Below are 25,600 nucleotides of genomic sequence, written 5' to 3'. Positions count from 1 at the left end.
CGCGTCTGCTTGGCATGATGCGCTGGTGAAATCCCTGAGCCGCCGCGACGCGTTGCATCTGGGTATCGCCGGGGCGGTGGGTATAGGTACGGCGGGGTTGTCGGCGCTGGGCGCCCTGCTCGACCCACCGAAGCCCCATGCGTCGCCCGACCCGGGACCGGCAGCGGCGGCAAGCCCACTACCGACCCGCGAGTCCGGCTCGTTCGTCTCCGCGGCCCGCGGCGGCGTCGAGACGAAATGGATCATCGCCCGACCGCCGGGCACAACCGGCGTCTTACGACCGGTGATCGCCCTGCACGGGATGGACAGCGACGCCGCCGGCGTGATGAGCCTCGGCGTCGACGACGCCCTGGCACGGCTGACCGCATCCGGCCGGCCGCCCTTCGCGGTGGTGGCCGTCGACGGCGGCAACAACTTCTGGCGCCGACGGACCTCCGGGCAGGACTCCGGCGCAATGGTGTTGAACGAGCTGATTCCGATGCTGGCCACCAAAAACATCGACACCTCTCGGGTGGCCTTCATGGGCTGGTCGATGGGCGGTTACGGCGCCCTGCTGTTGGGCTCGCGTCTGGGTCAGGCGCGCACCGCGGCGATCTGCGCAATCAGCCCGGCGCTGTACATGACGTACTGGGGTGCCCCGCACGACGCCTTCGACAGCCTCGACGACTGGCGCAAGAGCTCGGCGATGAACCTGATACCGCAGCTGGCGGGCATCCCGCTGCGTGTCGATTGCGGCACCGGCGACGGCTTCTACGTCGCGACGCGGCAATTCGTCAACGAGTTACCCACGCCACCGGCCGGCGGGTTCTACCCGGGCGGGCACGACGCGGACTTCTGGCGCCAGCACCTGCCGGACGAGCTTGCCTGGCTGGACTCCTGAGTGCTTAGCACTGCGTTCGGGGCACCGAGCCGAATATACTCCACCAGTACAGTCTCGTGCCCGTAGGCGCAGTCTCGCCCGCCCGGAATTAGATCTGGCCGGGGCCACCGGTGTTGATGGGGTTCATCGGACTGGCGGGATTCTCAGGGCTGTCCGGATTCAACGGGCTATTGATGTTGGCCGGATTAGTAAGGCTATTGGGGCCATAGGGACCGATATTGCAAACGGCGCTCGCGTTCGCCATGCAATCGGCCGGGTTGAACGGGTCGGGGTCGGCAGGATCGGCGCCCGCCGGGACGACCGCCGCAACGGCAGGCGCGGCGACTAAAGCACCCACGACCGCCGCCTTCGCAACACCGCGAAGAACCCTGGAAAACCGTAGAGAACTCACTGAATTCCTCCCTAAACCCGTCGGCCGGCTATTGGAGCCCAGTAGCCGCGACACTACACGGGCAATTCGATTCCATCGCACAATTCCGACCGTCAGCGGGCGAATCGCCGCAGCCGCAAGCTGTTTGCCACCACGAGCACCGACGAGCAGGCCATCGCCGCCCCGGCGATCATCGGGTTGAGCACACCCAGCGCCGCCAGCGGGATGGCCGCCACGTTGTAGCCGAACGCCCAGAACAGGTTGGTCCGGATCGTCTGCAGCGTGCGGGCCGACAGCCGCAGCGCTGTCGGCACCGTGCGCAGGTCGCCGCGCACCAGCGTCAGGTCGCCCGCCTCGATCGCGGCGTCGGTGCCGGTGCCCATCGCCATACCGATGTCGGCGGTGGCCAGCGCCACCGAGTCGTTCACGCCGTCGCCAACCATCGCCACCCGAAGGCCTTGTGCCTGCAGGCTTTTGACGGCGTCCGCTTTGTCGGTCGGTAGCACTTCGGCGATCACGTCCGCCGGGTCGATGCCGACCTCGGCGGCGACCCGGTGCGCGACCGCGGCGTTGTCGCCGGTGAGCAGCACCGGCCGGATGCCCATGGCTCGCAGTTGCGAAATCGCTTGTGCGCTGGTCGGTTTCACGGCGTCGACCAGCCGGATGACGCCGCGCACCCGATCGCCCCAGATGACCTCGACGCTGGTGCGCCCGTCGGACTGTCCGGCCTTGACCACGCTCACGGTCACGCCGTCGACGTCGCCGCTGACCCCGGTGCCCGGATCGTTGACGAAGTTCGCGACCGGCCCCACGTTTGCGGCGGCGGCCACGATCGCCGCGGCGACCGGATGCTCGGACGCCGATTCGACCGCGGCGGCGCGGGCCAGCACGGTGTCGGCGTCCTCTCCCGCGGCGGGCTCGACCGCGTCGACGGTCATCACCCCGGTGGTGACGGTTCCGGTCTTGTCCAGCACGACGGTGTCGATGCCGTGCACGGCCTCGAGCACCTGCGGGTCCTTGATCAGGATGCCCAACTGCGCGCCGCACCCGGTGCCGACCAGGATGGCGGTCGGCGTGGCCAGGCCCAGCGCACACGGGCAGGCGATGATCAGCACCGCGACCGCCGCGGTGAACGCCGCGGCGGGCTCCCCGGCCAGCAGCCAGCCGGCCAGCGTCGCTGCGGCGATCGCCAGCACGGCGGGCACGAACACCGCCGAGACCCGGTCGGCGAGCCGCTGGACGGATGCCCTGCCGTTTTGGGCGTCGGCCACCAGCTTGGCCATCCGGGCCAGCTGCGTGTCGGCGCCCACCTTGACCGCGCGGACCAGCACGCGGCCGTAGGTATTCACGGCGCCGCCCAGCACGTCGTCGCCCGGACCGACGTCGACGGGCACCGGCTCGCCGGTCAGCGCCGAGGTGTCCAGCGCGGAGGCGCCCTCGACGACGACGCCGTCGGTGGCCACCCGCTCGCCGGGCCGGACCACGACCACGTCACCGACGTGCAGCTCGGCCACCGGCACCCGCACCTCGGCGCCGTCGCGCAGCACGGCGGCGTCCTTGGCGCCCAGCCTCAGCAGCGCCCGCAGCGCCGCGCCGGCCGCACGTTTGGCGCGCGACTCGGCGTACCGGCCGGCCAGCAGGAACACCGTCACGGCCGCTGCGACCTCGAAATACAGGCGGCCGCTGCCGGTGAGCACCGCAGCCGCCGACCACAGGTAGGCGGCCAGCGTGCCCAGCGACACCAGGGTGTCCATCGTCGACGCGCCGTGCCGGGCGCCGGCCAGTGCCGCCCGGTGGAACGGGTAGCCGGCCCAGGCCACGATCGGCGTCGTCAACGCCAGAACCAGCCACTGCCAGCCGGGGAACTGCCATCCCGTCACCATCGACAGCGCGACGACCGGAATCGCCAGCGCCGCAGAGCCGATCAACCGGGCCGGCAGCGCAGCTGCGGGGACGTCGTCGGCGGCTGGGTCGCGACTGACGGACGCCTGGTAGCCGGCCGACTCCACCGCGCGGATCAGGTCACGGGCCGACACCGTGGGGCCGTGCTCGACGTGGGCGCGTTCGACCGCGAAATTCACGGTCGCGCGCACACCGTCGAGCTCATTGAGGCCTCGCTCGACCCGCGCCGCGCACGACGCGCAGCTCATGCCGCGCAGCTCGAGGTCGGTGGTAGGCATGTCTCGGTTCTACCCCGACGGGCTGGCGGTCTTTCGGGCCCGTCGCAGGTTGGCCAAGCCGACCACCGCCAGCACGCCCGCCAGCGTCGCCAGAAGCAGGGTCAGCAGCAGCAACGGCGGGTCGTAGACGACCGACGTGGTGACCGGCTGGCCGTCGAGCACCGGCGCGACGGACACGGTGGAACGCACCTGCGACCACGCCGCCGCACAGCCGAACACCGAAACGCAGGCCAGTGCGAGTTCGACGACGGCCCGGCTACCGGGGCTCACCGGCGCCACCGTCGTCGTCGACCTCGGCCGGCCCGACCCGCTCCTCGACCAGCGGGGTCAGCGCCGCCCGCAGCGCCTTGTGCCGTCGCGCCCAGGCCTGCGCGGTGCGTCCGTGGGTGAGCCGCAGTCCAATGCCGACCCGGCCCTTCGGAACCCCGACCAGCTCGCCGAGCGCGCGGGCCGATTGCCAACGCGCCGATTCCTGTTCGGTGGCCTGCGGGTGCCCGGCCTCCGGGAAGACGCGCACAATCTCGGCCACCTTGATGGTCTCGGTGCCCTGACGCAGGGTGTACGGGGTCAGCTCGACCGAGGTGTGGATGCGTGCCGCCTTCACCTGCAACGCCACGAACCCGGACACCAGCACCAGAAACACCGCCGGGACCAGCGGCTGCCAGCCGTAGCCGCTGGAATGTTCGATCAGCAGCATGGCGCCCGCCGCCAGCGGGCCGGTCAGCACCCAGTACCAGCTGGCCCCGGGCTCGCGGAACAACGGGGTTTGCTTGGTGTCGGTGTCTGTGGTCACTGAAGGAAAGCCTAACGGGCGCTTACCTGGTGAAGTAGGCGTGGGCGTCGCTGCGGTGCAGCAGGAACATGCCGCCGGCGATCAGCACGCAGCCGACGATCCCGGTGACCGCGCAGATCACCGCGGCCAGCGGCGGCCAGTCCACGCTGAACAGACGGGTGCCGACGTAGACGACTGCGGCGATGCCGCCGCCGGTCAACACTGTGCGGGCCCAGCGATACCCCGCCCGCATCAGGAACAAAAACGTCACCACGATCGCGCACACCACCGCCGCGAACAGCCCGGATGCGGCGTAGACGATCGGCGAGCCGTGACCGTGCCGGGAGGCGACCAAGTCCACCACGTAGCCGATCACCATCAGCGGCAACGCCGCCAGCCACAGCCAAAACCCGGTGTCGACGTCCACGGGCCGGGTCTGCGGCTCCTGCGACTGCGGGGGTTCCGGCGGGCCAGGCGGGCCGGGCGGTCCCGGCGGCGAACCCGGCCAGCTCGGCGGTCCACTCACGACAGCCAGCCGGCCGCCTCGGCGGCCCAATAGGTCAGCACGATGTCGGCGCCGGCGCGCCGGATGCCGGTCAGCGACTCCAGCACCGCGGCGCTGCGATCGATCCAGCCGTTGGCCGCGGCGGCCGAGATCATCGCGTACTCCCCCGACACCTGGTAGGCCGCGACCGGGACCGGCGAGAGGTCCGAGGCGGCTGCCACGATGTCCAGGTAGCCCATCGCGGGTTTGACCATCACGATGTCGGCGCCCTCGTCGAGATCCAGCTGCACCTCGCGCAGCGCCTCGCGGGCGTTGCCGGGCTCCTGCTGATAGGTGCGGCGGTCACCGGACAGGCTGGAGCTCACCGCCTCGCGGAACGGCCCGTAGAACGCCGACGCGAACTTGGCGGCGTACGCCAGGATCACCACGTCGGTGTGACCGGCGGCGTCCAGGCCGTCGCGGATGGCCCCGACCTGCCCGTCCATCATTCCGCTCGGCCCTACCACCTGGGCTCCTGAATCCGCTTGCGCCACAGCAAGTTCCACATAACGGGTCAGTGTAGCGTCGTTGTCGACGCGGCCGCGTTCGTCGAGCACGCCGCAGTGCCCGTGGTCGGTGAACTCGTCGAGGCAGGTGTCGGCCATTAGCACGGTGGCCTCACCGAGATCCTTGGCCAAATCCCGCAGCGCGACGTTGAGGATGCCGTCCGGGTCGGAGCCGATCGTGCCCGCGGCGTCCTTGTCCTCGTCGCGAGGCACGCCGAACAGCATCAGCCCGCCCACGCCGGCTTCCACCGCCTCGGCGGCGGCAGCGCGCAGCGAGTCGCGGGTGTGCTGGTACACGCCCGGCATAGAAGGGATGGGGCGAGCGTCCGTTATGCCGTCGGCGACGAACATCGGCAACACCAAATGCCTTGGCTCCAGCGAGGTTTGCGCCACCAGGCGGCGCATCACCGGAGTCGAGCGAAGCCGACGCGGACGCTGCCGGGGATAGGCACCGCTCATTTGCCACCGCGAGCGTGCGCAGAATGCCAGCTTCGACGGCGTGTCGACGGACGAACACGCACGCTCGGCTGCATGAAGGCCATTAACGCCTGCGGCTCTTCTTACGCGGCGGCGGGAGCGCGCCCTCGGCGCGCAGCCGGGCGGCGTGCTCGGCCAGCGCCTCGATCAGCGGGCCCACCGCGGCGGTCTCGGGCTGCACGTCGACGCGCAGACCGAATTCCGCAGCGGTCTCAGCGGTTTTCGGACCGATACAGGCGACGATAGTCCGGGCGTGCGGCTTGCCGGCGATGCCGACCAGGTTGCGCACCGTCGAGCTCGACGTGAAGCACACCGCGTCGAAACCACCGGTCTTGATCATTTCGCGGGTTTCCGCCGGCGGCGGGGCTGCCCGCACCGTCCGGTAGGCGGTGACATCCTCGATCTCCCAACCTCTTTCGCGAAGCCCCTCGGCCAGCGTCTCGGTGGCGATGTCGGCCCGCGGCAGCAGCACCCGGTTCACCGGGTCGAAAACGCTGTCGTAGGGCGGGAATTCGTCCAGCAGCCCCAGCGAGGACTGCTCGCCCGACGGCACCAGCTCGGGGCTGATCCCGAACGCGCGGACCCGGTCGGCCGTCGCCTCGCCCACACATGCGATCTTCACGCCGGAGAATGCGCGAGCGTCGAGGCCGAACTCGCCGAACTTCTCCCACACCGCGCGCACCGCGTTCGTGGAAGTGAACACCACCCACTGGTAGCGCCCGTCGACCAGACCCTTGACCGCGCGCTCCATCTGCGCGGGGCTGCGCGGCGGCTCGACGGCGATGGTGGGCACCTCGATCGGCAGCGCGCCGTGCGCGGTCAGCCGCTCGCTCATCTCACCGGCCTGGTCCTTGGTCCGGGGCACCAGCACGGTCCAGCCGTACAGGGCGCGGCTCTCCCACCAGTTCAGCTTGGCCCGGTTGGCCACGGTCTTGCCGATCGTCACCACCACGGCGCCGGTCAGCGGACCGGCGGGGTCGGCGGCGCCCAGCGGCGCGCCGTCGGTCAGCGTGCCCAGCGTCGACTCCACCGAACGCTGCGCGCAGGTGGTACCGGAGCCGGTCACCACGCACGGGGTGGACTCGGTCAGCCCGTATTCGATCAGCGTGCGCGCCGCGTCGGCCACGTGAGATGCGGTGGCCTGCAGGATCAGCGGCCCGGGTGCGGCGGCCAAAGCTGCCCAATCCACATGTGGGTCGCGGACGTCGGCCACGGTGTGCGACGAGCCCAGCGGCAACCCGGCATACGCCGGTACGGCGGAGCTCGGCGCCAGCCCGGGCACGATCTCGAAGTGCAGGTGGCTGCGCGCCACTGCGTTGACCTCGGTGATGACCGCGTCCACCGACAGCGGGTCACCGGCCACCAGCCGCACCACGTCATGGCCCGAACGCGCCTCTGCTGTCAGGGTTTTGGCCACCTCGGCCGGATCACCGAGAGCGGGCCGGATGTCGGGCCCAACGGAGACCACCGCGGCGGCGGCGGGATCGTCGGAGGCACCCTCGGGTGCGTCGGGGCCCGGCTCGGCGGGGGCGGGGCCGGACACCGGCGGCAGGTCCTTGCCGATCAGCGCCAGCACGCCCTCGGGCACGTCAGGGTCGGTGAACACCAGGGCGGCATTGGCCAGCGCCGTCGCGGCCCGCGTCGTCAGCAGACCCGGGTCCCCAGGGCCAGAGCCCACAAACGTGATGCGGCCCGGCTTCGGCTTACGCCCTCGCCCGCCTATTTGACGAGTCATCCGCTATTCCTCCTCGCGCGGGATTTCACCGCGCCCCCGACATGAGTTCCCGTGCGCCCAGCGCGAACAGCTCCTCGGCCACCGAGAGCCCGAGCTCCCGTGCCCGATCCGGACTGCCGATGCCGGATGCGCGGATCACATCGGATCCGTCCAGCGCCGCCACGCAGCTGCGCAGCGACAGCTCCTCGAAGACGCGGCCGTCCTCGTCGATGGACTCGACCACCTCGGCGATCGCACCCACCGGCGCGGAGCAACCCGCCTCCAGTTCGGCGAGCAGGGCACGCTCGGCGGTGACGGCCGCGCGGGTATCGGCGTCGTCGAGCTCCGCCAACAGTGCCGCCAGGCCGGTGTCCCCGGCGCGGCACTCCACGGCCAGCGCCCCCTGAGCCGGTGCCGGCAACATCTGGACCGGCCCCAGCGTCTCGGTGACGGCGTCGAGCCGGCCCAGCCGGGCCAAACCCGCCCTGGCCACCACGATCGCGTCGAGATCACCGCTGCTTACCCTGTTCAACCTGGTATCTAGGTTGCCTCTTAGGGGGCGGATTTCCAAACCGAGACCCAGTGCTCTAAGCTGTGCGGCCCGCCGCGGCGACGAGGTGCCCACCACCGAGCCCGTCGGCAACTCCGCCAGCACCAGCCCGTCGCGAGCCACCACGGCGTCTCGCGGGTCTTCACGGGGCGGTATCGCCGCCACGGTGAACCGCGGATCGTCGGCCGTCGGCAAATCTTTGTGCGAGTGCACGGCGGCGTCCACCGTGCCCTCCAAGATGGCCTCCCGCAACGCCGCGGTGAACACCCCGACACCGATGCTGGCGATCGGATCGGTCGAGCGGTCCCCCTCGGTGCTGATCGTGACCAGCTCGGCGGGATGGCCATTGGCAGCCAAGGCATCGCGGACGCCACCGGCCTGAGTGGTGGCCAAGAGGCTGCCCCGCGTGCCAATCCGGATCACGTCGGCCAAGCGGCTACTCGCCCGAATCGGCTGTGACCGTAGGCAATTCGCCTGCGGTGGCGACGGCGTCGACGGCCGTCTGGTCGAGTTCGAACAGCTCGCGCAGCGCCTCGGCGTAGCTGTCGCCGCCGGGCGCGCTGGCCAACTGTTTGATCCGCACGGTTGGCGCGTGCAAAAGCTTGTCCACCACGCGGCGCACGGTGCGGGCCACCTCGTCGCGCTGGGCGGCCTCGAGGCCCGGCAGCCGGTTCTCCAGCCGCAGCAACTCCGCTTCGACGACGTCGGCGGCGCGCTGGCGCAGCGCGGTCACCGTCGGGGTCACCTCGGCCATCCGCTGACCGGCCAGGTAGGTGGCGACCTCGGCGGCGACGATGTGGCGCGCGGCTTCGGCGTCGGCGGCCGCGGCCCGGGCCGACGGTTCCCGTTGGATGCGGTCCATGTCGACGACCCAGACGCCGGGCAGGCCGGCCACCGCGGGGTCGACGTCGCGCGGCATGCCCAGGTCGCAGATCACCAGCGGCTGGGTGGTTTCGTCGCGGCGGGCGGCCGCCAGCGCGTGGTGCACGTCGGCCAGCGACACCACTGGGCGCACGGCGCCCGTGCAGCTGACGACGACGTCCGCGTCGGCCAGCGCCGCCGGAAGCCGGTCCAGGGCCCAGGCTTCCGCTTGGACGCCGGATTCGCGGACCTTGCGGGCCAGCCGCTGCGCCCGCGGCAGCGACCGGTTGACGACGTGGATGTGCTGCACGCCGGCGCGGGTCAGATGCGCCGCAGCCAGCGCGCCCATCGCTCCGGCGCCGATCACCGCGGCGGTCTTGCCTTCGAGGCCAGTTTGACCCAGCTTTTTACCGGCCATGCCGAGCGCCACGGACACCACCGATGCGCCGGCGGCGTCGATCGCGGTCTCGGTGTGCACCCGCTTGCCCACCGCCAGCGCGCGCTGAGCCAGCTCGTGCAAAACCCGCCCGACGGTGCGGTTGGCCTCGGCGGTGGCGTAGGCGCGGCGCACCTGGCCCAGCACCTGCCGTTCGCCGAGCACCGCCGAATCCAAACCGCTGGCCACCGCGAACAGATGCTCGACGGCGGCCTCGCTGTAGCGCACGTAGGCGTATTTGGTCAGGTCGCCCAGCGACATTCCGGAATGCTCGGAGAGCACCTGCCCGATGACCGACAGGCCGCCGTGGAAGGCGTCGACCACGGCGTAGACCTCGACCCGGTTGCAGGTGGACAGCACCATGGCCTCGGTGACCAGCGGCGACTGCAACACCTGGTCGATGATTTTGATCTGGTCGGACTCGTCGGTGGACAGCTGTTCCAGAACGGAAACCGGCGCGCTGCGGTGGGACACCCCGAAGAGCAGGACGCTCACGGCTGAATCACCTGGCCTGCTCCCTTGCTTTCACCAGTGAACGAACTGACATCCACGGTAGTCGTTCGGCTGGTGGGCTACCAAATTTCCGGTCAGCCCCGTCGACCGTCAGAAGGATAGGTCCGCGCGCAGCCGCTCCTCGTCGACCTCCCAGTAGCTGTGCTCGCGGCCGTCGAGCAAAACCACCGGCAGCCTGTCGCCGAATTCCGCCCGCAGGGCGGGATTCCCGGCGGCCGCGGCGGCGTCGACGTCGGTGGCCGACAGGTCGAACCCCAATTCCTCGGCCAGCCCGGCCAGTTGGGCGTAGGCGCGCTCACAGATGCTGCACCCGTCGCGAGTCAGCAGCTGCACCTGCGGGCGGTCCACGACCCCAGTGTGCAGCAGTTGCCGGATAGTGTTGTGGCGTGATGGCTTTTGCCGACTCGGGCCGCGAGCAGCCCGGTCGCTTCGACCTCCAGGCGCTGGCGTCCAACGCCAGCGCCGAGCGCGCGCTCGACGGCCTGCAAGAGGATGCCGTACCCAGCCCCGAGCAGCCGCCGGTCGACCTGACCGCGGCCGCGTTTTTCGACGTGGACAACACGCTGGTGCAGGGTTCGTCGCTGGTGCATTTCGGCCGCGGCCTGGCGGCCCGCAAATACTTCACCTACCGCGACGTGGTCGGATTCATTTACGCGCAGGCCAAGTTTCAGCTCATCGGCCGCGAGAACAGCAACGACGTCGCCGCGGGCCGGCGCAAGGCGCTGGCGTTCATCGAAGGCCGGTCGACGGCCGAGCTGATAGCGCTCGGCGAGGAGATCTACGACGAGATCATCGCCGACAAGATCTGGACGGGCACTCGCGAGCTGGCGCAGATGCACCTCGACGCGGGCCAGCAGGTGTGGCTGGTCACAGCTACGCCCTACGAGCTGGCGGTGACGATCGCGCGTCGGCTGGGCCTGACGGGGGCGCTGGGCACGGTGGCCGAATCGGTCGACGGGGTGTTCACCGGCCGGCTGGTCGGCGACCTTCTACACGGCACCGGCAAGGCCCACGCGGTGCGGTCGCTGGCAATCCGGGAGGGGCTGAACCTGCGACGCTGCACGGCCTATTCAGACAGCTATAACGACGTGCCGATGTTGTCGCTGGTCGGCACCGCGGTCGCGATCAACCCCGACGCCCGGCTGCGCGCCCTGGCCCGCGAGCGGGGCTGGGAGATCCGCGACTTTCGGACCGCGCGCAAGGCCGCCCGCATCGGGGTGCCGTCCGCGCTGGCCTTGGGCGCGGCGGGCGGGGCCCTGGCGGCGGCCGTGTCGCGTCGCCACGAGCGCGGATAGCGCGAGGGGCGCACCGACCGCATGGACCCCGTGTCGCGTCGCCATGAGCGCGGATAGGTCGCCACGAGCGCGGATAGCGCCCGACGGCAATTCCGCTGATAAGCTGCGCCGCTGAGCACCCATACGAGCGGAGAGCAACGCATGTCAGTGCCCGAAGGCGCCCAAGATCTCATCGGGACGCACTACCGGTTCCCGGATCACTTCGACGTCGGACGCGAAAAGATCCGCGAGTTCGCGCGGTCGGTCAAGGACGACCACCCCCTGCACTTCGACGAGGCCGCCGCCGCCGAGGCCGGTTACCCGGCGCTGGTGGCGTCGCTGACGTTCCTGGCGGTCGCCGGGCGGCGCGTACAGCTGGACGTCTTCACCAAGTTCGACATCCCGATCAACCTCGCGCGGGTGCTGCACCGCGACCAGAAGTTCATCTACCACCGGCCGATCCTTGCCGGCGACCGGCTTTTCTTCGACACTTACCTGGACTCGGTCATCGAGTCCCACAGCACTGTGATCGCCGAGATCCGCAGCGAGGTCACCGACGCCGACGGCAATCCCGTGATCACCAGCATCGTCACAATGCTCGGGGAGTCGACGCATCCGGAGGCCGATGCGGAGGCGACGATCGCGGCCATCGCATCCATTCGAGGCGGGGCCCCGCTAGCCGCCGCCATGCAATCAGGGAGCCAAGACCAGTGAGTAACAATCTCACGCCGCACTTCGAGGACGTCCAGTCGCATTACGACCTGTCCGACGACTTCTACCGGCTGTTCCTCGACCCGTCGCAGACCTACAGCTGCGCATACTTCGAGCGCGACGACATGACGCTGGAAGAGGCACAACTCGCCAAGGTGGATCTGTCTCTCGGCAAGCTCGGGCTGGAGCCCGGTATGACGCTGCTCGACGTCGGCTGCGGCTGGGGCGCCACGTTGCGGCGCGCGATCGAAAAGTACGACGTGAACGTCATCGGCCTGACTCTGTCCAAGAATCAGGCTGCCCACGTGCAGAAGTCGTTCGACGAGATGGACAGTCCACGATCCAAAGAGGTGCGGCTGCAGGGTTGGGAGCAGTTCGGTGAGCCGGTGGACCGCATCGTGTCGATCGGCGCGTTCGAGCACTTCGGCCGGGACCGCTACGACGACTTCTTCGCGATGGCCTACCGGGTCCTGCCGGCCGGCGGGGTGATGATGCTGCACACCATCATCAAGCCCAGCGACGAGGAGTTCGCCGCCCGGGGGCTACCGCTGACGATGAGCAAGCTGCGGTTCTTCAAGTTCATCATGGACGAGATCTTCCCCGGCGGGGATCTGCCGCAGGCATGTGTGGTCGAGGAGCATGCGGCCAAGGCCGGCTTCACGCTCACCAAGAAGCAGCCGCTGCGCCTGCACTACGCCCGCACGCTGGATATCTGGGCCAAGAACCTGGAATCCCACAAGGACGAGGCCATCGCGATCCAGTCGCAGGAGGTCTACGACCGCTACATGAAGTACCTGACCGGTTGCGCCGACCTGTTCCGCGAGGGCTACACCGACGTCTGCCAGTTCACCTTGGTCAAGCCGTAGCCCAGCGAGCAGACGCAGAATCGCATTCCCGGCGCCGTGCGCATGCGATTTTGCGTTCCCCTACCTGCGGTGTGGGCCCAGCTCGCCGTGAAAACTCAGCCGAAGAACACGTTGCGGCGACCGGCCAACAGCCGATACAGCGTCTGCTGGATGGTCTCGCGGACCTGATCGGTCAGCTCGAAGGTGACCATCGGGTCGTCGGCGTCGGCAACGTCGTAGTCGGCGGTCGCGATCGGCTCGCCAAAAGCGATGTGCCACTTCGACGGTAGCGGCACCAGCCCCGCCGCGCCGGCCAGCGGGAAGAGCGGGGTGACCGGGAAGTACGGCAGGCCGAACAGCCGCGCCAGCAACTTGACGTCGGCCACCATCGGGTAGATCTCCTCGGAGCCGACGATCGAACACGGCACGATCGGCGCCTTGGTGCGCAACGCCGCCGACACGAACCCGCCGCGGCCGAACCGCTGCAGCTTGTAGCGGTCCTTGAACTTCTTGCCGAGGCCCTTGTAGCCCTCCGGGAACACCGCGGTGAGCTCACCGGAGGCCAGCAGCCGGTGTGCGTCGGTGGCGCAGGCCATGGTGTGGCCGGCCTTGCGGGCGGTTTCGCCGATCACCGGCAGGTCGAACACCATGTCGGCGGCCAGCAGCCGCAAGTCGCGATGCGCAGGATGCTCGTCGTGCACGGCCACCGAGGCCATCAGCCCGTCGAACGGCAGCACCCCGGCGTGGTTGGCCACGACCAATGCCGCGCCGCTGTCCGGCAGGTTCTCGATACCGCTGACCTCGACCCGGAACCACGACCTGAAGAAGAATCTCAGCAAAGGCCGCACGATGGCGTCGTTGAAGTGTGGGTCGAACCCGAACTCGTCGACGCTGTAGTCGCCGGTGATGCGCTGACGGATGAATTCGGCAACGGCACCGACGCGCTGCGCGAGGTCGCTGCCGGAGGTTTCGGTTTCCTGTTTGGCGCCGGCGACGCGACGGTGATGGTCGATCTCGCGGACGACTGCCGCGATCTGCTCGGCTGATGCCCGCCCCCCGGGATCCGACAACAGCGACGGATGCCGACGCGACGCCTGCGTCCGTTGACCCGCCCGCCGCTGCGCGGCTGCACGACTCGGATTCGTGTGCAGCGGAATGACTTTCGCCTTCGGCTCACCCGCCACGATATTTACTTCCCCCAAACCGATGGAATTGGGTTCCAGTTGCCAAAGCGCTGCGCTGCTGCCACGGCCCGACCCTCCAAGGAGAGTACCAACTCCGGTTTGATAATGGGAGTCAAACCTCGACCACGCACGTAGTCATCAAAGGCTTCGGCCGTCGTCCATTTCGGTTGGTAGCCGAGTTGGACACGCATCCGTGTTGTGTCCATTACCCGGCCGTAACTGAGGTAGTCGAGTTGCTCGCGGTTGATTTCGGTATAGCGGTTAGCCCGTCTCAGCGAATCGAGAATCCATAGCCCGAATCCGGGTACCGGCAGCGGGATTCGGCCCGCCCGCCGGATCGCCTGCGACAGCATGATGATCCCGTCGGCACCGATGTTGAACGTGCCGGGCTTACCGGCCATCGCGGCGCGCTCCAGCGCGCCCAACGCATCCTGCTCGTGCAGCAGCTGCAGGCGAGCGTCGCGCCCGACGACGGTGGGGACCAGCGGCCCGGCCAGATAACGCGACAGCGTGGTGTCCATCGCGGGCCCGATCATGTTGGCCAGCCGCAGAATTGTCACCGAGATGTCCGGCCGTCGGCGGCCCAGGCCGCGCACATAGCCCTCAATGTCGAGGCTGTCCTTGGGGAAACCCTCGCGGAAGGGCCGACGGCTGCTGCTGTCCTCGGTGAACATCACCGGGTCGTGCGGGCTGGACCCGTAGACCTCCGACGTGGACTTCAGTACCACGCGGCGCACCGACGGCGCCTTCTGGCAGGCCGCGAACAACTGCATCGCGCCCATGACGTTGATTTCCTTCAGCGCCGCGCCGCCGCCGGAGCGCGGCGCAAACGACGCCGCGGCCGCGTGCACCACGGTGTCGACATCGCCGTTTCGAATCACCTTGGCGATAAAGGGGTTGCGGATGTCGGCGCGGACGAATTCGGCGCGGCCCATCCGGCGCAGCATGTCCTTGCTGGGCGCAATCGCGTCCACCGCGATGACCCGGTTGATCAACGGGTTCTGCGCCAGCCGGGCGGTCAGGTAGCCGCCCAGAAAGCGGCAGGCGCCAGTCACCAATACGACTTTGGGATAGTGCACGGTGTCGCTGGTACCGCCCGACGAATCCACTCCGACAGCCTAGCGGCCCGGCGCTAAGACGGCGTTACCAGACCGTGACGACCGGCGTCTTACTTTCCGAGTTTTCTGCGCTGCACCCGGGTGCGGCGAAGCAGCTTGCGGTGCTTCTTCTTCGACATCCTCTTGCGCCGCTTCTTGATTACTGAGCCCATAACCCCGCTATCCCTATGGCCGTGCAACAACCCGCACACTCTACCTGGGCGACCGCACGCAACGGAAAAGCGCCGACCGTGCACCTAGGGCGGCAACGCGCACGCCTGAGCGCATGCTCGAAGCGGTGACCGGCTAGCCGGCGTCGAAGTAGGAGCTCTCCAGCATGTCGTGCACGGCCTTGGCGTGTACCCGGAAAGACCGCCCGACGCGGACCGCGGGCAGTTCACCGTTGTGAACCAGCCGGTAGACCGTCATCTTGCTGACGCGCATCAGCGCCGCCACTTCGGCCACAGTCAGAAATTGAGTCCTGGGCTGCTGGCCGTCGGGGGAACCGCTGTCCCGCGCCGATTTTCCGCCAGCTGAATCTCGTGCCGATGGCCCGTTCATAGACGTCATCGCAACCCAATCCGTCAGGCACGCGCAGTCCCAGCGGCTTCCCCTCCGCTGGCACCCACACGTGCATACACACAGGAGAATAGCGGTACTAGTGGGGTTACTGCGACGGGTGGTAGGAATTCAGGGAAAATTTATGAATTACTCTGATGTGATTCTTAGCTGCTCAGAGCGGGTTTTCGCGGCCCGGACGGCCTCGTCGACGGCGCTGCGCAAACCCCCGCGCTCGAGTTCCCGCAGCGCAGCAGCGGTGGTGCCGCCCGGCGAGGTAACCGTGGCCCGCAGCCGCGCCGCCGTCGTGTCCACGCCGAGGTCGGGTGCAATGCCGCCGGCGGGTGCCCGGTCCTGCTCCATCCGCTCCAGCAGCATCGCAGCCGACCCCGCCATCGTCTGGGCCACCAGCTCGGTGGCGACCTGGCGGGTCAGCCCCACCCCGACGCCGGCGTCGATCAGCGCCTCGACCATCAGGAAGAAATACGCCGGCCCGGAACCGGACAGCGCGGTCACGGCATCCATCTGCGCCTCGGGGACGGTGAGCACGCCGCCGACGCAGTCGAACAGTGCGGCGACCTCCTTGAGCTGTTCCGGCGTGACGAAGCGGCCCTTGGCCAGCGCGCTGACTCCGGCACCGACCAGCGCGGGCGCGTTGGGCATCACCCGAACCACTGGAGTGCCGGCCGGCAGTTTCGATTCCAGATATCCGGTGGTGACCCCGGCGGCGACGGTGATGAACACCTGCTCGGGGCTGTCGCCGTCGGCCTGGGCGGCCGCATGCGCGATCTCGCTGATGACCGCCTCGACGTCGGAGGGCTTCACCGCGAGGATGACGAACGTCGCGTTCTCGGCCGCGTCGGTCATCGACGTCACCAGCACCGAATAGGTGTCGGCAAGGTAGCGGGCCCGCTCCGGCACCCGCTCGGCCACCACCAGGTCCTTGACCTGCCGCCCGGACCGCAGCAGGCCCGAAAGCAAGGCTTCGCCCATGCTGCCGCCGCCGATGATCGCGATTCTGGCCATGTGGGCAAGCATGGCAGACCCTCAACGGGCCTGTGGCACCATGGCCAGCTGGCGGCTTTGCACCACGATGCGGCCCTCGCAGTCGACGACGGTGTGGTCCTCGTCGAACCAGTCCTGCCCGATCTGCACGCAGGTGCACAGCACGCGCAGCCAGCCGTCGGCGGGCAGGCCGCGCAGGTAGGCGGTGAGCTGCACGGTGGGCGCCCAGCCCGTGCGCCCGACCGCGAAGCTCGCCGGCGCCGACACGTCACCGCACATCAGCGCGAACAGCACGTCGGGCGCCACCCCGCGCGGCCGCACCCACATCTGGATCAGCGGCGGCCGCCCATCGGTGGGCTCGAGCGTGGAGACGACCGGCCGCACGTCGCAGCCCTCCGCGAGGTGCACCAGCCCGGCCATCGGGTGGCCGGGACCGATCGGGGCGATGCCGGGCGGCGGTTCGGGGGCCATCAGCTCGGTCACCGGGTTGGCCGAAAGCAGCGGCGGCACATGGTGTTCGGGCTCGCCGAGGGTGACGACGGCGTGCACAGCGGTCCGCTGGCCCTGGTTGAGCTCCACGTCGACCACGCTGATCCGCCTGCCGCGCTTGCGGATTGACGTCGTCAGCTGCATCGGCCCGGGGTCCGGCGCCCACAGGTAGCTGCCGGACACCGCGACCGGCTCGACGCCGTCGCCGTGGGCGGTGCGGGCGGCGTTGGCGCACAACGCCAGCATCGCCCCGCCGTGCACTTTGGGTCCGATGGTCCAGTTCTTGTCGAGCTCACCCTCGAAGACACCGGTGTCGGTCTGGCGCAGTGCCATGGCTTCGGTGAATAGCGGGATGCTCACCGCAGCAGGTGCTTCCGGGCGAACTGCAGCGACTCGGCCAGCATCGCCTCGCGCTCGTGGATGGAACGCGCGCGCGAGGTCGACACCTCCAGCACGACGTGGCCGGCGAAGTCGCTGCTGGCCAGCATCTGGCACACCTCCACGACCGGCTGGGTGCCGCGGCCGGGGACGAGATGTTCGTCGGCCGGCAGCCCGCTGCCGTCGCACAGATGCAGGTGCACCAGGCCCGAACCCATCCGCTGGGCCATGTCCAGCGCGTCGCTGCCCGCCGTCGCGGTGTGCGACAGGTCCAGCGTGTAGTGCGCGTGGTTGCCGTCCAGCGGATCGTAGGACGGCGAGAACGCGGAGATCGCCGGGCCGGGCCCGCCGCCCCGCCTGCGCATCCGCTCCATCGACTGCCGGAAGAATCGGTCCGCCCGGAACGGGAACATGTTCTCCACCGCCACCAGCACGTCGCTCGACTCCTCCAGGGCGGCAACCTGTTCGCCGAACCCCTCGGCGTAACGCCGCTGCCAGCGGAACGGCGGATGTACGACGACGGTTTGGGCGCCGAGCTTTTCGGCGGCGCGCACGCTGCGTTCCAGCTTGGGTATCGGGTTGGACCCCCACACCCGCTGCGAGATCAGCAGGCACGGCGCGTGCACCGACAGCACCGGCACCCGGTAGCGCCGGGAAAGCTTTTCGACGGCGGCGATGTCCTGGCTGACCGACTCGCCCCACACCATCAGCTCGACGCCGTCGTAGCCGAGTTTGGCCGCATATTCGAAGGCGGCCTCGGTCCTCATCGGGTAGACCGAGGCCGTCGACAGGCCGACCTTGATGGCTGGGCGCACTGAGCAGCTAGCCGGACTGCAGCAATGCCAACGGCCCCAGCGTGACCAGCGCCCCCACCGCGACCGCGATCAACGTGCTGCCGATGTCCTCGGTCTTGCGGACCACCCGAACCCCGACGACCAGACCGAGGATGACGAGCACCGAAAGCACCAGCGCCACAATGTTGTTCCACCGCCACAGCTGGTCGAAGGCGATGAACAGCCCGGCGCCGAACGCGACCGCCAGAATCGACTGCAGCACAACCAACCCGCCGTGCAGCAGCGTTTCGGTGCGGTCCGGCCAGGCGTAGGCGTCCTCGGCATCGTCGGCGGCCAGGTCGTCGGCGACATCATCGATGTCGGAGTCGAGGTCCGCATCGTCGGCGTAGTCGTCGGCCTCGTCGAGGTCGGTGTCGTCCGGGTAATCCTCGTCGGCCTCGAGGTCATCGGCGGTCTTGTCGCGCAGGAACCGGCCGAGATACGAGCGCACGTACGCGGAGTCCTCGGTCGGCGGTTCGGCCTCGCGCACGTCGGTGTCCATCACGTCGACGGGCATGCCGGCGTAATCCTCCAGCGGGTCGGGGTTCATCCCCTCGGCGCCGGATTGCGCGACGGGCCGGACGGCATGCTCGTCGTCGTCGACGCGGGACTTGCGCGTCGGCAAGGGGTAGGGACTGCGCTCGGGGCGAGCTTCGCGCGGGGGCCGCTGCGGCGGGGACTCCGGCCAGCGCGGCGACGGCTCGGACCAGTACGGGGCTTCGGCCTCGTCGAGTTCCGGCTCCTCGACCCGGGTGGCGCCGTTGGGGCGGCGGGCGTGTGAGTGCGGGCCGGGACGCTCGGCCTCGTCGTGCTCGGCGTCCGCACCCACGACGGGGATCTCACCGGTCAACTCGGCGACGGTCACCGCATCGTCATTGCCACGACGGCGGCGACGGCGTCCGGCCGGCGGCGGCGCGCCGATGGTGCCGTTCTTGGCGAGCAACTCGGCCACCGAGATCGGCCGGGTGCCCGGGCTGTCGTTGGGTCCAGTCATGGTGTGTTGCCTCTCGATCGGCTAACCGCAGTCCGATCAGCTTGCTGGCTTCCAGCATCGCCCACGGAAGTCTCGACGAGGGCGGTTCCGTCAGCTTCACTGTCAAGTTTGCGCAAGATGAGACCTTCCCGCAGCGCCCACGGGCAGATGTCCACCGTTTCTATCGACAGCGCACGCATAGTCGCCTCCGCCACCAGAGCTCCCGCCACGATTTGCGGCGCCCGCTCGGCACTCACTCCTTCCAGTTCGGCTCGGTCAGCCGTCGTCATCCTAGAGATGAAAGATATGAGTTGTCTGAGGCCGCTAGTGGTCAATGTCCGCTTCACCCGCGGGCCCGCCGCGGACGGCGCCGCGCCGGTCAGCCGGGCGAGCGAGCGGAACGTTTTCGACGTTGCTACGGCAAGGTCTGGGCTGCCGGCGTCTAGCAGCGTCACGCTGGCTTCGGCCAGCTCGGAGTCCAGCCAATCCCGCAGCATGCCGACCCGTCGCCGGCCGGGCGGATCGTCTTGCAGCCATTCGCGGGTCAGCCGCCCGGCGCCCAGCGGCAGCGACATCGCGACCTCGGGTTCCTCGTCGACGCCGTTGGACAGCTCCAGCGAGCCGCCGCCGATGTCGAGGTTGATGATCCGCCCGGCGCTCCAGCCGTACCAGCGGCGCACCGCCAGGAAGGTCAGCCGCGACTCGTCGACCCCGCGCAGCACCTGCAGCTCCACCCCGGTCTCGGCCTTCACCCGGGCCAGCACGTCATCGGAGTTCTCCGCGTCGCGGACCGCGGAGGTGGCGAACGCCATCAGCTCGGCGCAGCCGGAGCTCACCGCGATCTTGCTGAACTCGTCGATCGTCGAGATCAGCTTGTCGGCGCCTTTTCGGGTGATCTTGCCCGAGCTGTCGGTGGCCTCGGCCAGCCGCAGCGCGGCCTTGGTCGAACTCATCGGCGTCGGGTGCCCGCCGCGTCGCGCGTCCACCACGAGCAGATGGACCGTGTTGCTGCCCACGTCGAGCACACCCAATCGCACGGAGACAACCTACTGCCTGGCGACGATGCAGACCGCGCAGCGGTCTGAGAAGGAGCCGGGCAATCGGGCCTGCGTGGCTCGTAGCTGGTTACCGGCGCAGCCACTACCGTGGACATACGTGACGTCCTCGCAACCCGACCACCCCGGCGAAGTCGAATTGGACTTCGCGCGTGAATGGGTGGAGTTCTACGACCCGGACAATCCCGAGCATCTGATCGCCGCGGACCTGACCTGGTTGCTGTCGCGCTGGACGTGCGTGTTCGGCACCCCCGCCTGCCAGGGCACCGTGGCCGGTCGCCCGGACGACGGATGTTGTTCGCACGGCGCGTTTTTGTCCGACGACGACGACCGTGCCCGCCTCGACGACGCCGTGGCCCAGCTGAACGACGACGACTGGCAGTTCCGCGAGAAAGGCTTGGGCCCCAAGGGTTATCTGGAGCGCGACGAGCATGACGGTGAGAAGGCCTGGCGGACCCGTAAGCACAAGGGCGCCTGCATCTTCCTGAACCGGCCCGGGTTCAAGGCCGGCGCCGGTTGCGCACTGCACACCGCCGCGCTGCGGCTGGGCGTGCACCCGCTGACCATGAAGCCCGACGTCTGCTGGCAGCTGCCGATCCGGCGCAGCCAGGAATGGGTGACCCGTCCCGACGGCAGCGAAATCCTCAAGACCACCGTCACCGAATACGACCGTCGCGGCTGGGGCGCCGGCGGCGCCGACCTGCACTGGTACTGCACCGGCGATCCGGCCGCCCATGTCGGCCGCGAGCCGGTGTGGCAGAGCCTGGCCGCCGAGCTCACCGAGCTGCTCGGCGAGAAGGCCTACGCCGAGCTGGCCGCAATGTGCAAGCGGCGCAGCGCTTTAGGGCTCATCGCGGTCCACCCGGCCACTCGGCTCGCCGAATAGCTTGTAGGACTCGACCATCCGCAGCGCGCTGGCCTGCAGGTAGGCCTCGACCGTCGCGGCGGCCGTCGACGCGTCGCGGGCCAGCACCGCCTCGGTGATCGTTTGCAGCTCGGCCGCCACGGTGTCGGCGTCGTCGTAGGCGGCGGTGAGTTCGTGTTCGCGACCGCCGAAGGCCTGCTCGACCCAGCGGTAGAGCAGCCCCAGCGCCCGGTTGCGGGTGGCGTGCACGAGCACGTGGAAGAACGCCAGATCGGCCTCTTGGCGGCCCTCGGAAGTCTCGGCGGTCCGCACCGCCGTCAGCGCTGCCCGCAGCGCCCGCGCATCGTCGGGTGTGCTGCGCTCGGCGGCTAACCGACCGATGAACGCGCCGAACGAGGTTCGCAGCTCCAGCAGTTCCACCAGAAAGTCCGGGCCCAGCTTTCGCACCAGTGCTTCGACCACTGCGGGATGGGTCAGCCCGCCCGGATCGCGGACCACGTTGCCGCTGCCCTGCCGGGCTTCGATCAGCCCCATGTGTTGCAGCCGGGCCAGCCCCTGCCGCAGCGACGTGCGGTTGACGCCGAACTGCTCGGCAAGTTCCCGCTCGGGCGGCAGTGTCGAACCGGGCGGGAAGGCGCCGTCGAGGATGGCGTCGGCGATCGACGCGGCGATTTGCTCGTCGAGGCGCTGGCGATCCGGCGGGCGAAACGGGCTTGACTGGTTCATTGGTCCAACCAATATAGTGGACGAACCATGGACGCCGAGCTCCGGTCCGCCGCTGTCCCGCGCTGGCGGGGCGAGCCCGGCCGCCTGGAGGTCTGGTACGCCACGCTCTCCGATCCGGTGACGCGCGCCGGGCTGTGGGTGCACTGCGAAACCGTGGCGCCGACCCCATCTGTGGGTGGGCCCGCGTACGGGCACGGGTGGGCGACGTGGTTTCCCGCCGAGGGGCCGCCGCGCACCGAGCGCTTCGGGCCGTGTCCGGTCGAGCCGGGTTCGGAACCTGCGTGGTTTCGCATCGCCGACGCGCACGTCGCCCTTCAGGAGTTGACCGGCCGCGCCGGCACGCTGGCCTGGGATCTGCACTGGAAGAACACCGGCAGACCGCTGTGGACGTTTCCGCGGGTGGCGTGGGAACGCGACCTGCTGCCCGGCGCGCAAGTGGTGCTGGCGCCCACCGCCGATTTCACCGGGTCAGTCACCGTCGGCGATGCCGCTCACCGGCTCGACGGTTGGCGCGGCGCGGTGGCGCACATCTACGGCCGCGGCAACGCCAAGCGGTGGGGCTGGATCCACGCCGACCTCGGTGACGGCGACGTGCTCGAAGTGGTCACCGCGGTGTCGCACACACCGGGCCTGCGCAGGCTGCCTCCGATCGCGTTCGTCCGGTTCCGGCTCGACGGAAAGGATTGGCCGCCAATGGGTTTGCCGTCACTGTGGATGAGGACCACGTTGGCGCGATCGCCAGCGCGGCAGAGCCGGCCGCAACGGGCCGAGCCGCCAGCCTTGGGTGTGCGGCATTGGCAGCTGGAGGGGCGTATCGGCGGTCGCAACGCCCTGATCCGCGTGGACCAGCCCGTGGACCGATGCGTGAGCCTGGGCTACACCGATCCCGACGGCGCCACCGCGGTGTGCACGAACACCGAGCAGGCCGACGTCCACGTCGAGCTGGGCGAGCGGCGCTGGTCGGTGCTGGGTCATGCAGAAGTCGGTCTGCGCGGCGCGGCGGCTCCTCCTGTCAGAGAAGGGATTTCGTCATGAGTTTTCTGCTCGACCCGCCCATGCTGGTGGCTTCCGGTGTGGTCATCGAACGCGGACTACCGCCCGAGCAGCGCGACGCCGCCGAGGCCGCCACGCTCGGTGTGTTCTTCGGCGGCTCGTTCGGGCTCTACAACAACGTGCCGGGACTCGGGGTACTCTGGCGTCCGTTCCGGGCCCGTAATGGACGCGACTTCATGTGGAACAGCGGGGTTTTCGGAGTGAAGACCGATGAGCTCCGTTGGCCGATGCACGCGCTGGCAGCCGGAATTTTCGCGACGTATCCGTTCTTCCTCAAGCTGGGCCGTGGGCTCGGGCGGCGCTTCGGGTGACCGCCCCGTTCGGCCAGGCGTTGCTGCCCGAGGAGTGCGGCGGCCCGTCGGCTGCGCAGCTGGTCGAACGCGTCGACCGGTATCTCGCCCGGCTGCCCACAGCGTCGCGGCTGGCGGTGCGAGCCGGATCGTTGACCGTCGCGGCCGCTAGCTATCTGAGCACCGGCCGGTCCTTATCACGGTTGACCCCGCAGGCCCGCGCCGCAGTGCTGCGCCGCATTGCCGGGCTCAGCCCAGACGTCGGTGCGGCTGTCGAGGGCTTGAAAGCAGTTGTGCTGCTTGCCAATGGCGCAGACACTTATGCCGCAGAGTTGCTCGACCGCGCACAGAAGCACGACGTTGCCCGCCCCGATGCGGCGCTGAACCTCACGTCGTCTGTCGACGTCGCCTCTGTACTGCGCGCCGATGCGGTGGTCGTCGGCTCCGGCGCAGGCGGAGCGATGGCGGCCCGCACGCTGGCCCGCGCCGGGATGGCGGTGGTCATCGTCGAGGAGGGGCGGCGCTGGACGGTCGACGAGTTCCGCAGCATGCATCCGATCGACCGCTACGCCGGGCTGTACCGCGGCGCAGGAGCCACCGTAGCGTTAGGACGCCCGGCGGTGGTGTTGCCGATCGGCCGTGCGGTCGGCGGCACCACCGTCGTTAACTCCGGCACCTGCTATCGCCCCCCGCTGCCGGTGCAGCAGCGCTGGCGCGACGAATTCGGTTGGGAATTGGCCGATCCGGACCGGCTGACCCGCTATCTCGACGACGTCGAGCAGACGCTGCAGGTGGCCCCGGTGCCGGTGGAGATCATGGGCCGCAACGGGCGGCTAATGCTCGACGGCGCGGCCGCGTTGGACTGGCGGGCGGCCCCGATCCCCCGCAACGCGCCGGGCTGCGACGCCTGCTGCCAGTGCGCAATCGGGTGCCCGCACAACGCCAAGTTCGGTGTACATCTCAACGCGTTGCCGCAGGCGTGTGCGGCCGGCGCGCGAATCGTGTCGGACGCTCGCGTCGAGCGGGTCTTGCATTCGGGCGGTCGCGCAGAAGGGGTTCGGGCGCGTCGGCCCGACGGCACCGCGGTCGATGTGCTCGCTGGCACCGTCGTGGTCGCGGCGGGCGCAACGGAAACGCCGGGGCTGTTGCGGCGCAGTGGCATTGGTGGGCATCCGCGCCTCGGCCGCAACCTGGCACTGCACCCGGCGGCGATGCTGGCCGGTCGCTTCGACCACGACATCACCGCGTGGCGAGGAGTGCTGCAGAGCGCGGCGGTCGACGAGCTGCACGAGTCGCACGGTGTGCTGATCGAGGCGACCTCGACGCCGCCGGGAATGGGATCGATGGTGTATCCCGGCTACGGCGCCGAGCTGCTCGACTGGCTCGACCGCGCCAGCCACATCGCGACCTTCGGCGCTATGGTGGCCGACCGGGGCGTCGGCCGGGTCTATTCGGTACGCGGGGAAACGCTGCTGCGCTACAGCATCACCCCTACCGACACGGGCAAGGTGATGACCGCCTTGCAGGCGATGGGCCGGCTACTGTTCGCCGCTGGTGCCGTCGAGGTGCTGACCGGGCTGCCCGCCGGCCCGACCGTAACGAGCATGCCAGAGCTGCAGGATGTGCTGGCAGGCACGAACCCGAAAAGCTTGCACCTGGCGGCTTTTCACCCGACCGGCACGGCGGCGGCCGGCGACGACGAGCTGCGCTGCCCGGTCGACCCGGGCGGCCGACTGCGCGGAATTGAGGGGGTGTGGGTGGCCGACGCGTCGATCCTGCCCAGCTGCCCTGAGGTCAATCCGCAGGTGTCGATCATGGCGCTGGCGTTGGCGGTGGCCGACGAGATCGTCGAAGAGACCGCCGCGGCATGAATTTACGAGAAGAACTCCTGCAGATGATCGCCGAGGACGATTCGGTTTGGGCTCGGCTTGCCGCCGATGGTTCGGTGTTCGACGGCTATCACCCGGCGATGGAGGAGGTCCATAACCGCAACGCCGATCGGCTCGAGCAATTGCTCGAAGGTGGTTGGCCCGCCGTTTCCCGCGTTGGCGATGACGGCGCCGACGCGGCCTTCCGGATCGCGCAACATGCCATCAGCCGACCCGATTTCCAGCGACGCTGCCGCGAATTGCTGCAGGCTGCGGTCATCGCCGGTGAAGCCGACCCCAAGCAGCTCGCGATGCTCACCGATCGGATCAGGTGTTTGGAGGGTCGTGGACAGCTCTACGGAACCCAATTCGAGTGGGACGACGACGGATATCTGTCGCCACGACCCATCAGCGATCCCGCGGACGTCGACCTTCGGCGCGCGAGCGTCGGGCTCGGACCGTTGGCCGAAGCGATTGCGCACCAACGTCAGCGAGCCGTCACTTGCGGCGCACGACCGCCGGGAAATCCCGCCGAGCATCGCGCGGAATACGACAAGTGGCGTCGTCGCGTGGGTTGGGCATGAACCTGCGAC

Annotated in this window: 29 protein-coding genes; 9 read left to right on the top strand and 20 right to left on the bottom strand. The window is 69.4% G+C overall.

Annotated elements, in window-relative coordinates; all coding sequences use genetic code 11:
• Nucleotides 1-25 precede the first annotated feature (25 nt).
• Entirely contained in the window at nt 26-880 is an 855-nt protein-coding gene (locus tag AWC14_RS23795) for an alpha/beta hydrolase (protein ID WP_081968307.1), read from the top strand.
• Nucleotides 881-968: 88 nt separating this feature from the next.
• On the opposite strand, the gene AWC14_RS23790 is transcribed toward AWC14_RS23795, so the two are convergent.
• From AWC14_RS23790 to AWC14_RS23745, 10 genes are all read right to left on the bottom strand, one after another.
• Entirely contained in the window at nt 969-1,217 is a 249-nt protein-coding gene (locus tag AWC14_RS23790; protein WP_081968303.1) for a hypothetical protein, read from the bottom strand.
• Between the two features lie 146 nt (nt 1,218-1,363).
• Nucleotides 1,364-3,430 (bottom strand): heavy metal translocating P-type ATPase, encoded by a 2,067-nt coding sequence (locus AWC14_RS23785; protein ID WP_045383821.1) that lies wholly within the window; start codon nt 3,428-3,430, stop codon nt 1,364-1,366.
• Nucleotides 3,431-3,439: 9 nt separating this feature from the next.
• Complete coding sequence (locus AWC14_RS23780; protein ID WP_045383818.1) at nt 3,440-3,700, bottom strand: hypothetical protein; 261 nt, start codon at nt 3,698-3,700, stop codon at nt 3,440-3,442.
• Nucleotides 3,687-4,223 carry a hypothetical protein gene (locus AWC14_RS23775; RefSeq protein WP_045383815.1) on the bottom strand — a complete coding sequence of 179 codons (537 nt, stop codon included), beginning with the start codon at nt 4,221-4,223 and terminating at the stop codon, nt 3,687-3,689. The genes AWC14_RS23780 and AWC14_RS23775 overlap by 14 nt, the downstream gene beginning before the upstream one ends.
• 22 nt (nt 4,224-4,245) lie before the next feature.
• Entirely contained in the window at nt 4,246-4,728 is a 483-nt protein-coding gene (locus AWC14_RS23770) for a hypothetical protein (RefSeq protein ID WP_428839002.1), read from the bottom strand.
• Nucleotides 4,725-5,711, bottom strand: coding sequence for a porphobilinogen synthase (hemB, locus tag AWC14_RS23765; RefSeq protein WP_045383811.1), 987 nt, complete (start codon nt 5,709-5,711; stop codon nt 4,725-4,727). The genes AWC14_RS23770 and hemB overlap by 4 nt, the downstream gene beginning before the upstream one ends.
• Before the next feature lie 82 nt (nt 5,712-5,793).
• Nucleotides 5,794-7,464: a bifunctional uroporphyrinogen-III C-methyltransferase/uroporphyrinogen-III synthase gene (locus AWC14_RS23760; protein WP_057003074.1), complete on the bottom strand. Its 1,671-nt coding sequence runs from the start codon at nt 7,462-7,464 to the stop codon at nt 5,794-5,796.
• 25 nt (nt 7,465-7,489) lie between these two features.
• Complete coding sequence (gene hemC, locus AWC14_RS23755) at nt 7,490-8,416, bottom strand: hydroxymethylbilane synthase (protein ID WP_045383893.1); 927 nt, start codon at nt 8,414-8,416, stop codon at nt 7,490-7,492.
• A gap of 13 nt (nt 8,417-8,429) precedes the next feature.
• Nucleotides 8,430-9,785 carry a glutamyl-tRNA reductase gene (locus AWC14_RS23750; RefSeq protein WP_045383805.1) on the bottom strand — a complete coding sequence of 452 codons (1,356 nt, stop codon included), beginning with the start codon at nt 9,783-9,785 and terminating at the stop codon, nt 8,430-8,432.
• Nucleotides 9,786-9,893: 108 nt separating this feature from the next.
• Nucleotides 9,894-10,151, bottom strand: coding sequence for a glutaredoxin family protein (locus AWC14_RS23745; protein ID WP_235216022.1), 258 nt, complete (start codon nt 10,149-10,151; stop codon nt 9,894-9,896).
• A 41-nt stretch (nt 10,152-10,192) separates the two neighbouring features.
• On the opposite strand from AWC14_RS23745, the gene AWC14_RS23740 reads away from it, so the two are divergent.
• The 3 genes from AWC14_RS23740 to AWC14_RS23730 all read left to right on the top strand — a co-directional run bounded on the left by AWC14_RS23740 (nt 10,193) and on the right by AWC14_RS23730 (nt 12,654).
• Entirely contained in the window at nt 10,193-11,098 is a 906-nt protein-coding gene (locus AWC14_RS23740; RefSeq protein ID WP_045383802.1) for an HAD family hydrolase, read from the top strand.
• A 141-nt stretch (nt 11,099-11,239) separates the two neighbouring features.
• On the top strand, nt 11,240-11,791 hold the full coding sequence (locus tag AWC14_RS23735; protein ID WP_045383799.1) for an FAS1-like dehydratase domain-containing protein: 552 nt from the start codon (nt 11,240-11,242) through the stop codon (nt 11,789-11,791).
• Nucleotides 11,788-12,654 carry a cyclopropane mycolic acid synthase family methyltransferase gene (locus AWC14_RS23730; RefSeq protein WP_169716316.1) on the top strand — a complete coding sequence of 289 codons (867 nt, stop codon included), beginning with the start codon at nt 11,788-11,790 and terminating at the stop codon, nt 12,652-12,654. Before AWC14_RS23735 ends, AWC14_RS23730 begins: the two co-directional genes overlap by 4 nt.
• 95 nt (nt 12,655-12,749) lie before the next feature.
• On the opposite strand, the gene AWC14_RS23725 is transcribed toward AWC14_RS23730, so the two are convergent.
• The 9 genes from AWC14_RS23725 to AWC14_RS23685 all read right to left on the bottom strand — a co-directional run bounded on the left by AWC14_RS23725 (nt 12,750) and on the right by AWC14_RS23685 (nt 20,187).
• Complete coding sequence (locus tag AWC14_RS23725; RefSeq protein ID WP_045383795.1) at nt 12,750-13,817, bottom strand: lysophospholipid acyltransferase family protein; 1,068 nt, start codon at nt 13,815-13,817, stop codon at nt 12,750-12,752.
• Between the two features lie 5 nt (nt 13,818-13,822).
• On the bottom strand, nt 13,823-14,926 hold the full coding sequence (locus AWC14_RS23720) for an SDR family oxidoreductase (RefSeq protein ID WP_045383793.1): 1,104 nt from the start codon (nt 14,924-14,926) through the stop codon (nt 13,823-13,825).
• Nucleotides 14,927-14,985: 59 nt separating this feature from the next.
• The gene (locus AWC14_RS23715; RefSeq protein ID WP_003402602.1) at nt 14,986-15,087 is read right to left on the bottom strand and encodes a 30S ribosomal protein bS22; all 102 of its coding nucleotides are present in this window, start codon (nt 15,085-15,087) and stop codon (nt 14,986-14,988) included.
• A gap of 133 nt (nt 15,088-15,220) precedes the next feature.
• Nucleotides 15,221-15,484, bottom strand: coding sequence for a helix-turn-helix domain-containing protein (locus AWC14_RS23710; protein ID WP_045383791.1), 264 nt, complete (start codon nt 15,482-15,484; stop codon nt 15,221-15,223).
• A 138-nt stretch (nt 15,485-15,622) separates the two neighbouring features.
• On the bottom strand, nt 15,623-16,498 hold the full coding sequence (gene proC, locus AWC14_RS23705) for a pyrroline-5-carboxylate reductase (protein WP_193393786.1): 876 nt from the start codon (nt 16,496-16,498) through the stop codon (nt 15,623-15,625).
• Nucleotides 16,499-16,519: 21 nt separating this feature from the next.
• A complete protein-coding gene (locus AWC14_RS23700) occupies nt 16,520-17,299 on the bottom strand; it encodes a thioesterase family protein (RefSeq protein ID WP_045383886.1) in 780 nt (259 codons plus the stop codon).
• Nucleotides 17,300-17,322: 23 nt separating this feature from the next.
• Nucleotides 17,323-18,159, bottom strand: coding sequence for a sugar phosphate isomerase/epimerase family protein (locus tag AWC14_RS23695; protein ID WP_045383787.1), 837 nt, complete (start codon nt 18,157-18,159; stop codon nt 17,323-17,325).
• Nucleotides 18,160-18,166: 7 nt separating this feature from the next.
• Nucleotides 18,167-19,171 (bottom strand): dihydrolipoyllysine-residue succinyltransferase component of 2-oxoglutarate dehydrogenase complex, encoded by a 1,005-nt coding sequence (locus AWC14_RS23690; protein WP_045383783.1) that lies wholly within the window; start codon nt 19,169-19,171, stop codon nt 18,167-18,169.
• Complete coding sequence (locus AWC14_RS23685; protein WP_045383780.1) at nt 19,168-20,187, bottom strand: Ppx/GppA family phosphatase; 1,020 nt, start codon at nt 20,185-20,187, stop codon at nt 19,168-19,170. The genes AWC14_RS23690 and AWC14_RS23685 overlap by 4 nt, the downstream gene beginning before the upstream one ends.
• Before the next feature lie 118 nt (nt 20,188-20,305).
• Between AWC14_RS23685 and AWC14_RS23680 the strand changes: the two genes are divergently transcribed.
• Nucleotides 20,306-21,091, top strand: a complete 786-nt coding sequence (locus AWC14_RS23680) for a DUF3109 family protein (protein ID WP_142281812.1) — start codon at nt 20,306-20,308, stop codon at nt 21,089-21,091.
• Here the strand turns inward: AWC14_RS23680 and AWC14_RS23675 are convergent.
• On the bottom strand, nt 21,047-21,796 hold the full coding sequence (locus tag AWC14_RS23675) for a FadR/GntR family transcriptional regulator (protein ID WP_045383778.1): 750 nt from the start codon (nt 21,794-21,796) through the stop codon (nt 21,047-21,049). The two genes, AWC14_RS23680 and AWC14_RS23675, sit on opposite strands and share 45 nt — an antisense overlap.
• Before the next feature lie 27 nt (nt 21,797-21,823).
• Here AWC14_RS23675 and AWC14_RS23670 point away from each other — a divergent pair, with 27 nt between their 5' ends.
• The 4 genes from AWC14_RS23670 to AWC14_RS23655 are packed head-to-tail and all read left to right on the top strand — an operon-like array spanning nt 21,824 to nt 25,591.
• A complete protein-coding gene (locus tag AWC14_RS23670) occupies nt 21,824-22,831 on the top strand; it encodes a tocopherol cyclase family protein (RefSeq protein WP_045383775.1) in 1,008 nt (335 codons plus the stop codon).
• Entirely contained in the window at nt 22,828-23,160 is a 333-nt protein-coding gene (locus tag AWC14_RS23665) for a hypothetical protein (protein WP_045383772.1), read from the top strand. Before AWC14_RS23670 ends, AWC14_RS23665 begins: the two co-directional genes overlap by 4 nt.
• Nucleotides 23,157-25,010, top strand: a complete 1,854-nt coding sequence (locus AWC14_RS23660; RefSeq protein ID WP_045383769.1) for a GMC family oxidoreductase N-terminal domain-containing protein — start codon at nt 23,157-23,159, stop codon at nt 25,008-25,010. The genes AWC14_RS23665 and AWC14_RS23660 overlap by 4 nt, the downstream gene beginning before the upstream one ends.
• Entirely contained in the window at nt 25,007-25,591 is a 585-nt protein-coding gene (locus AWC14_RS23655; RefSeq protein WP_052425678.1) for a DUF6624 domain-containing protein, read from the top strand. The genes AWC14_RS23660 and AWC14_RS23655 overlap by 4 nt, the downstream gene beginning before the upstream one ends.
• The last annotated feature ends 9 nt before the right edge of the window (nt 25,592-25,600 follow it).

Source organism: Mycobacterium kyorinense (genome assembly GCF_002101735.1).
Lineage (GTDB): Bacteria > Actinomycetota > Actinomycetes > Mycobacteriales > Mycobacteriaceae > Mycobacterium > Mycobacterium kyorinense.
This window is presented reverse-complemented; position numbering and strand designations above follow the sequence as displayed.

What these genes read in the sequence shown, in the direction of transcription:
- AWC14_RS23665 (WP_045383772.1), top strand. Translation starts at nt 22,828, where the DNA reads ATGAGTTTTCTGCTCGACCCGCCCATGCTGGTGGCTTCCGGTGTGGTC.
- AWC14_RS23715 (WP_003402602.1), bottom strand. Translation starts at nt 15,087, where the DNA reads ATGGGCTCAGTAATCAAGAAGCGGCGCAAGAGGATGTCGAAGAAGAAG.
- AWC14_RS23690 (WP_045383783.1), bottom strand. Translation starts at nt 19,171, where the DNA reads ATGACTGGACCCAACGACAGCCCGGGCACCCGGCCGATCTCGGTGGCC.
- proC (WP_193393786.1), bottom strand. Translation starts at nt 16,498, where the DNA reads ATGGCCAGAATCGCGATCATCGGCGGCGGCAGCATGGGCGAAGCCTTG.
- AWC14_RS23655 (WP_052425678.1), top strand. Translation starts at nt 25,007, where the DNA reads ATGAATTTACGAGAAGAACTCCTGCAGATGATCGCCGAGGACGATTCG.
- AWC14_RS23700 (WP_045383886.1), bottom strand. Translation starts at nt 17,299, where the DNA reads ATGGCACTGCGCCAGACCGACACCGGTGTCTTCGAGGGTGAGCTCGAC.
- AWC14_RS23760 (WP_057003074.1), bottom strand. Translation starts at nt 7,464, where the DNA reads ATGACTCGTCAAATAGGCGGGCGAGGGCGTAAGCCGAAGCCGGGCCGC.
- AWC14_RS23670 (WP_045383775.1), top strand. Translation starts at nt 21,824, where the DNA reads ATGGACGCCGAGCTCCGGTCCGCCGCTGTCCCGCGCTGGCGGGGCGAG.
- AWC14_RS23675 (WP_045383778.1), bottom strand. Translation starts at nt 21,796, where the DNA reads ATGAACCAGTCAAGCCCGTTTCGCCCGCCGGATCGCCAGCGCCTCGAC.
- AWC14_RS23710 (WP_045383791.1), bottom strand. Translation starts at nt 15,484, where the DNA reads ATGACGTCTATGAACGGGCCATCGGCACGAGATTCAGCTGGCGGAAAA.
- hemB (WP_045383811.1), bottom strand. Translation starts at nt 5,711, where the DNA reads ATGAGCGGTGCCTATCCCCGGCAGCGTCCGCGTCGGCTTCGCTCGACT.
- AWC14_RS23785 (WP_045383821.1), bottom strand. Translation starts at nt 3,430, where the DNA reads ATGCCTACCACCGACCTCGAGCTGCGCGGCATGAGCTGCGCGTCGTGC.
- AWC14_RS23740 (WP_045383802.1), top strand. Translation starts at nt 10,193, where the DNA reads ATGGCTTTTGCCGACTCGGGCCGCGAGCAGCCCGGTCGCTTCGACCTC.
- AWC14_RS23735 (WP_045383799.1), top strand. Translation starts at nt 11,240, where the DNA reads ATGTCAGTGCCCGAAGGCGCCCAAGATCTCATCGGGACGCACTACCGG.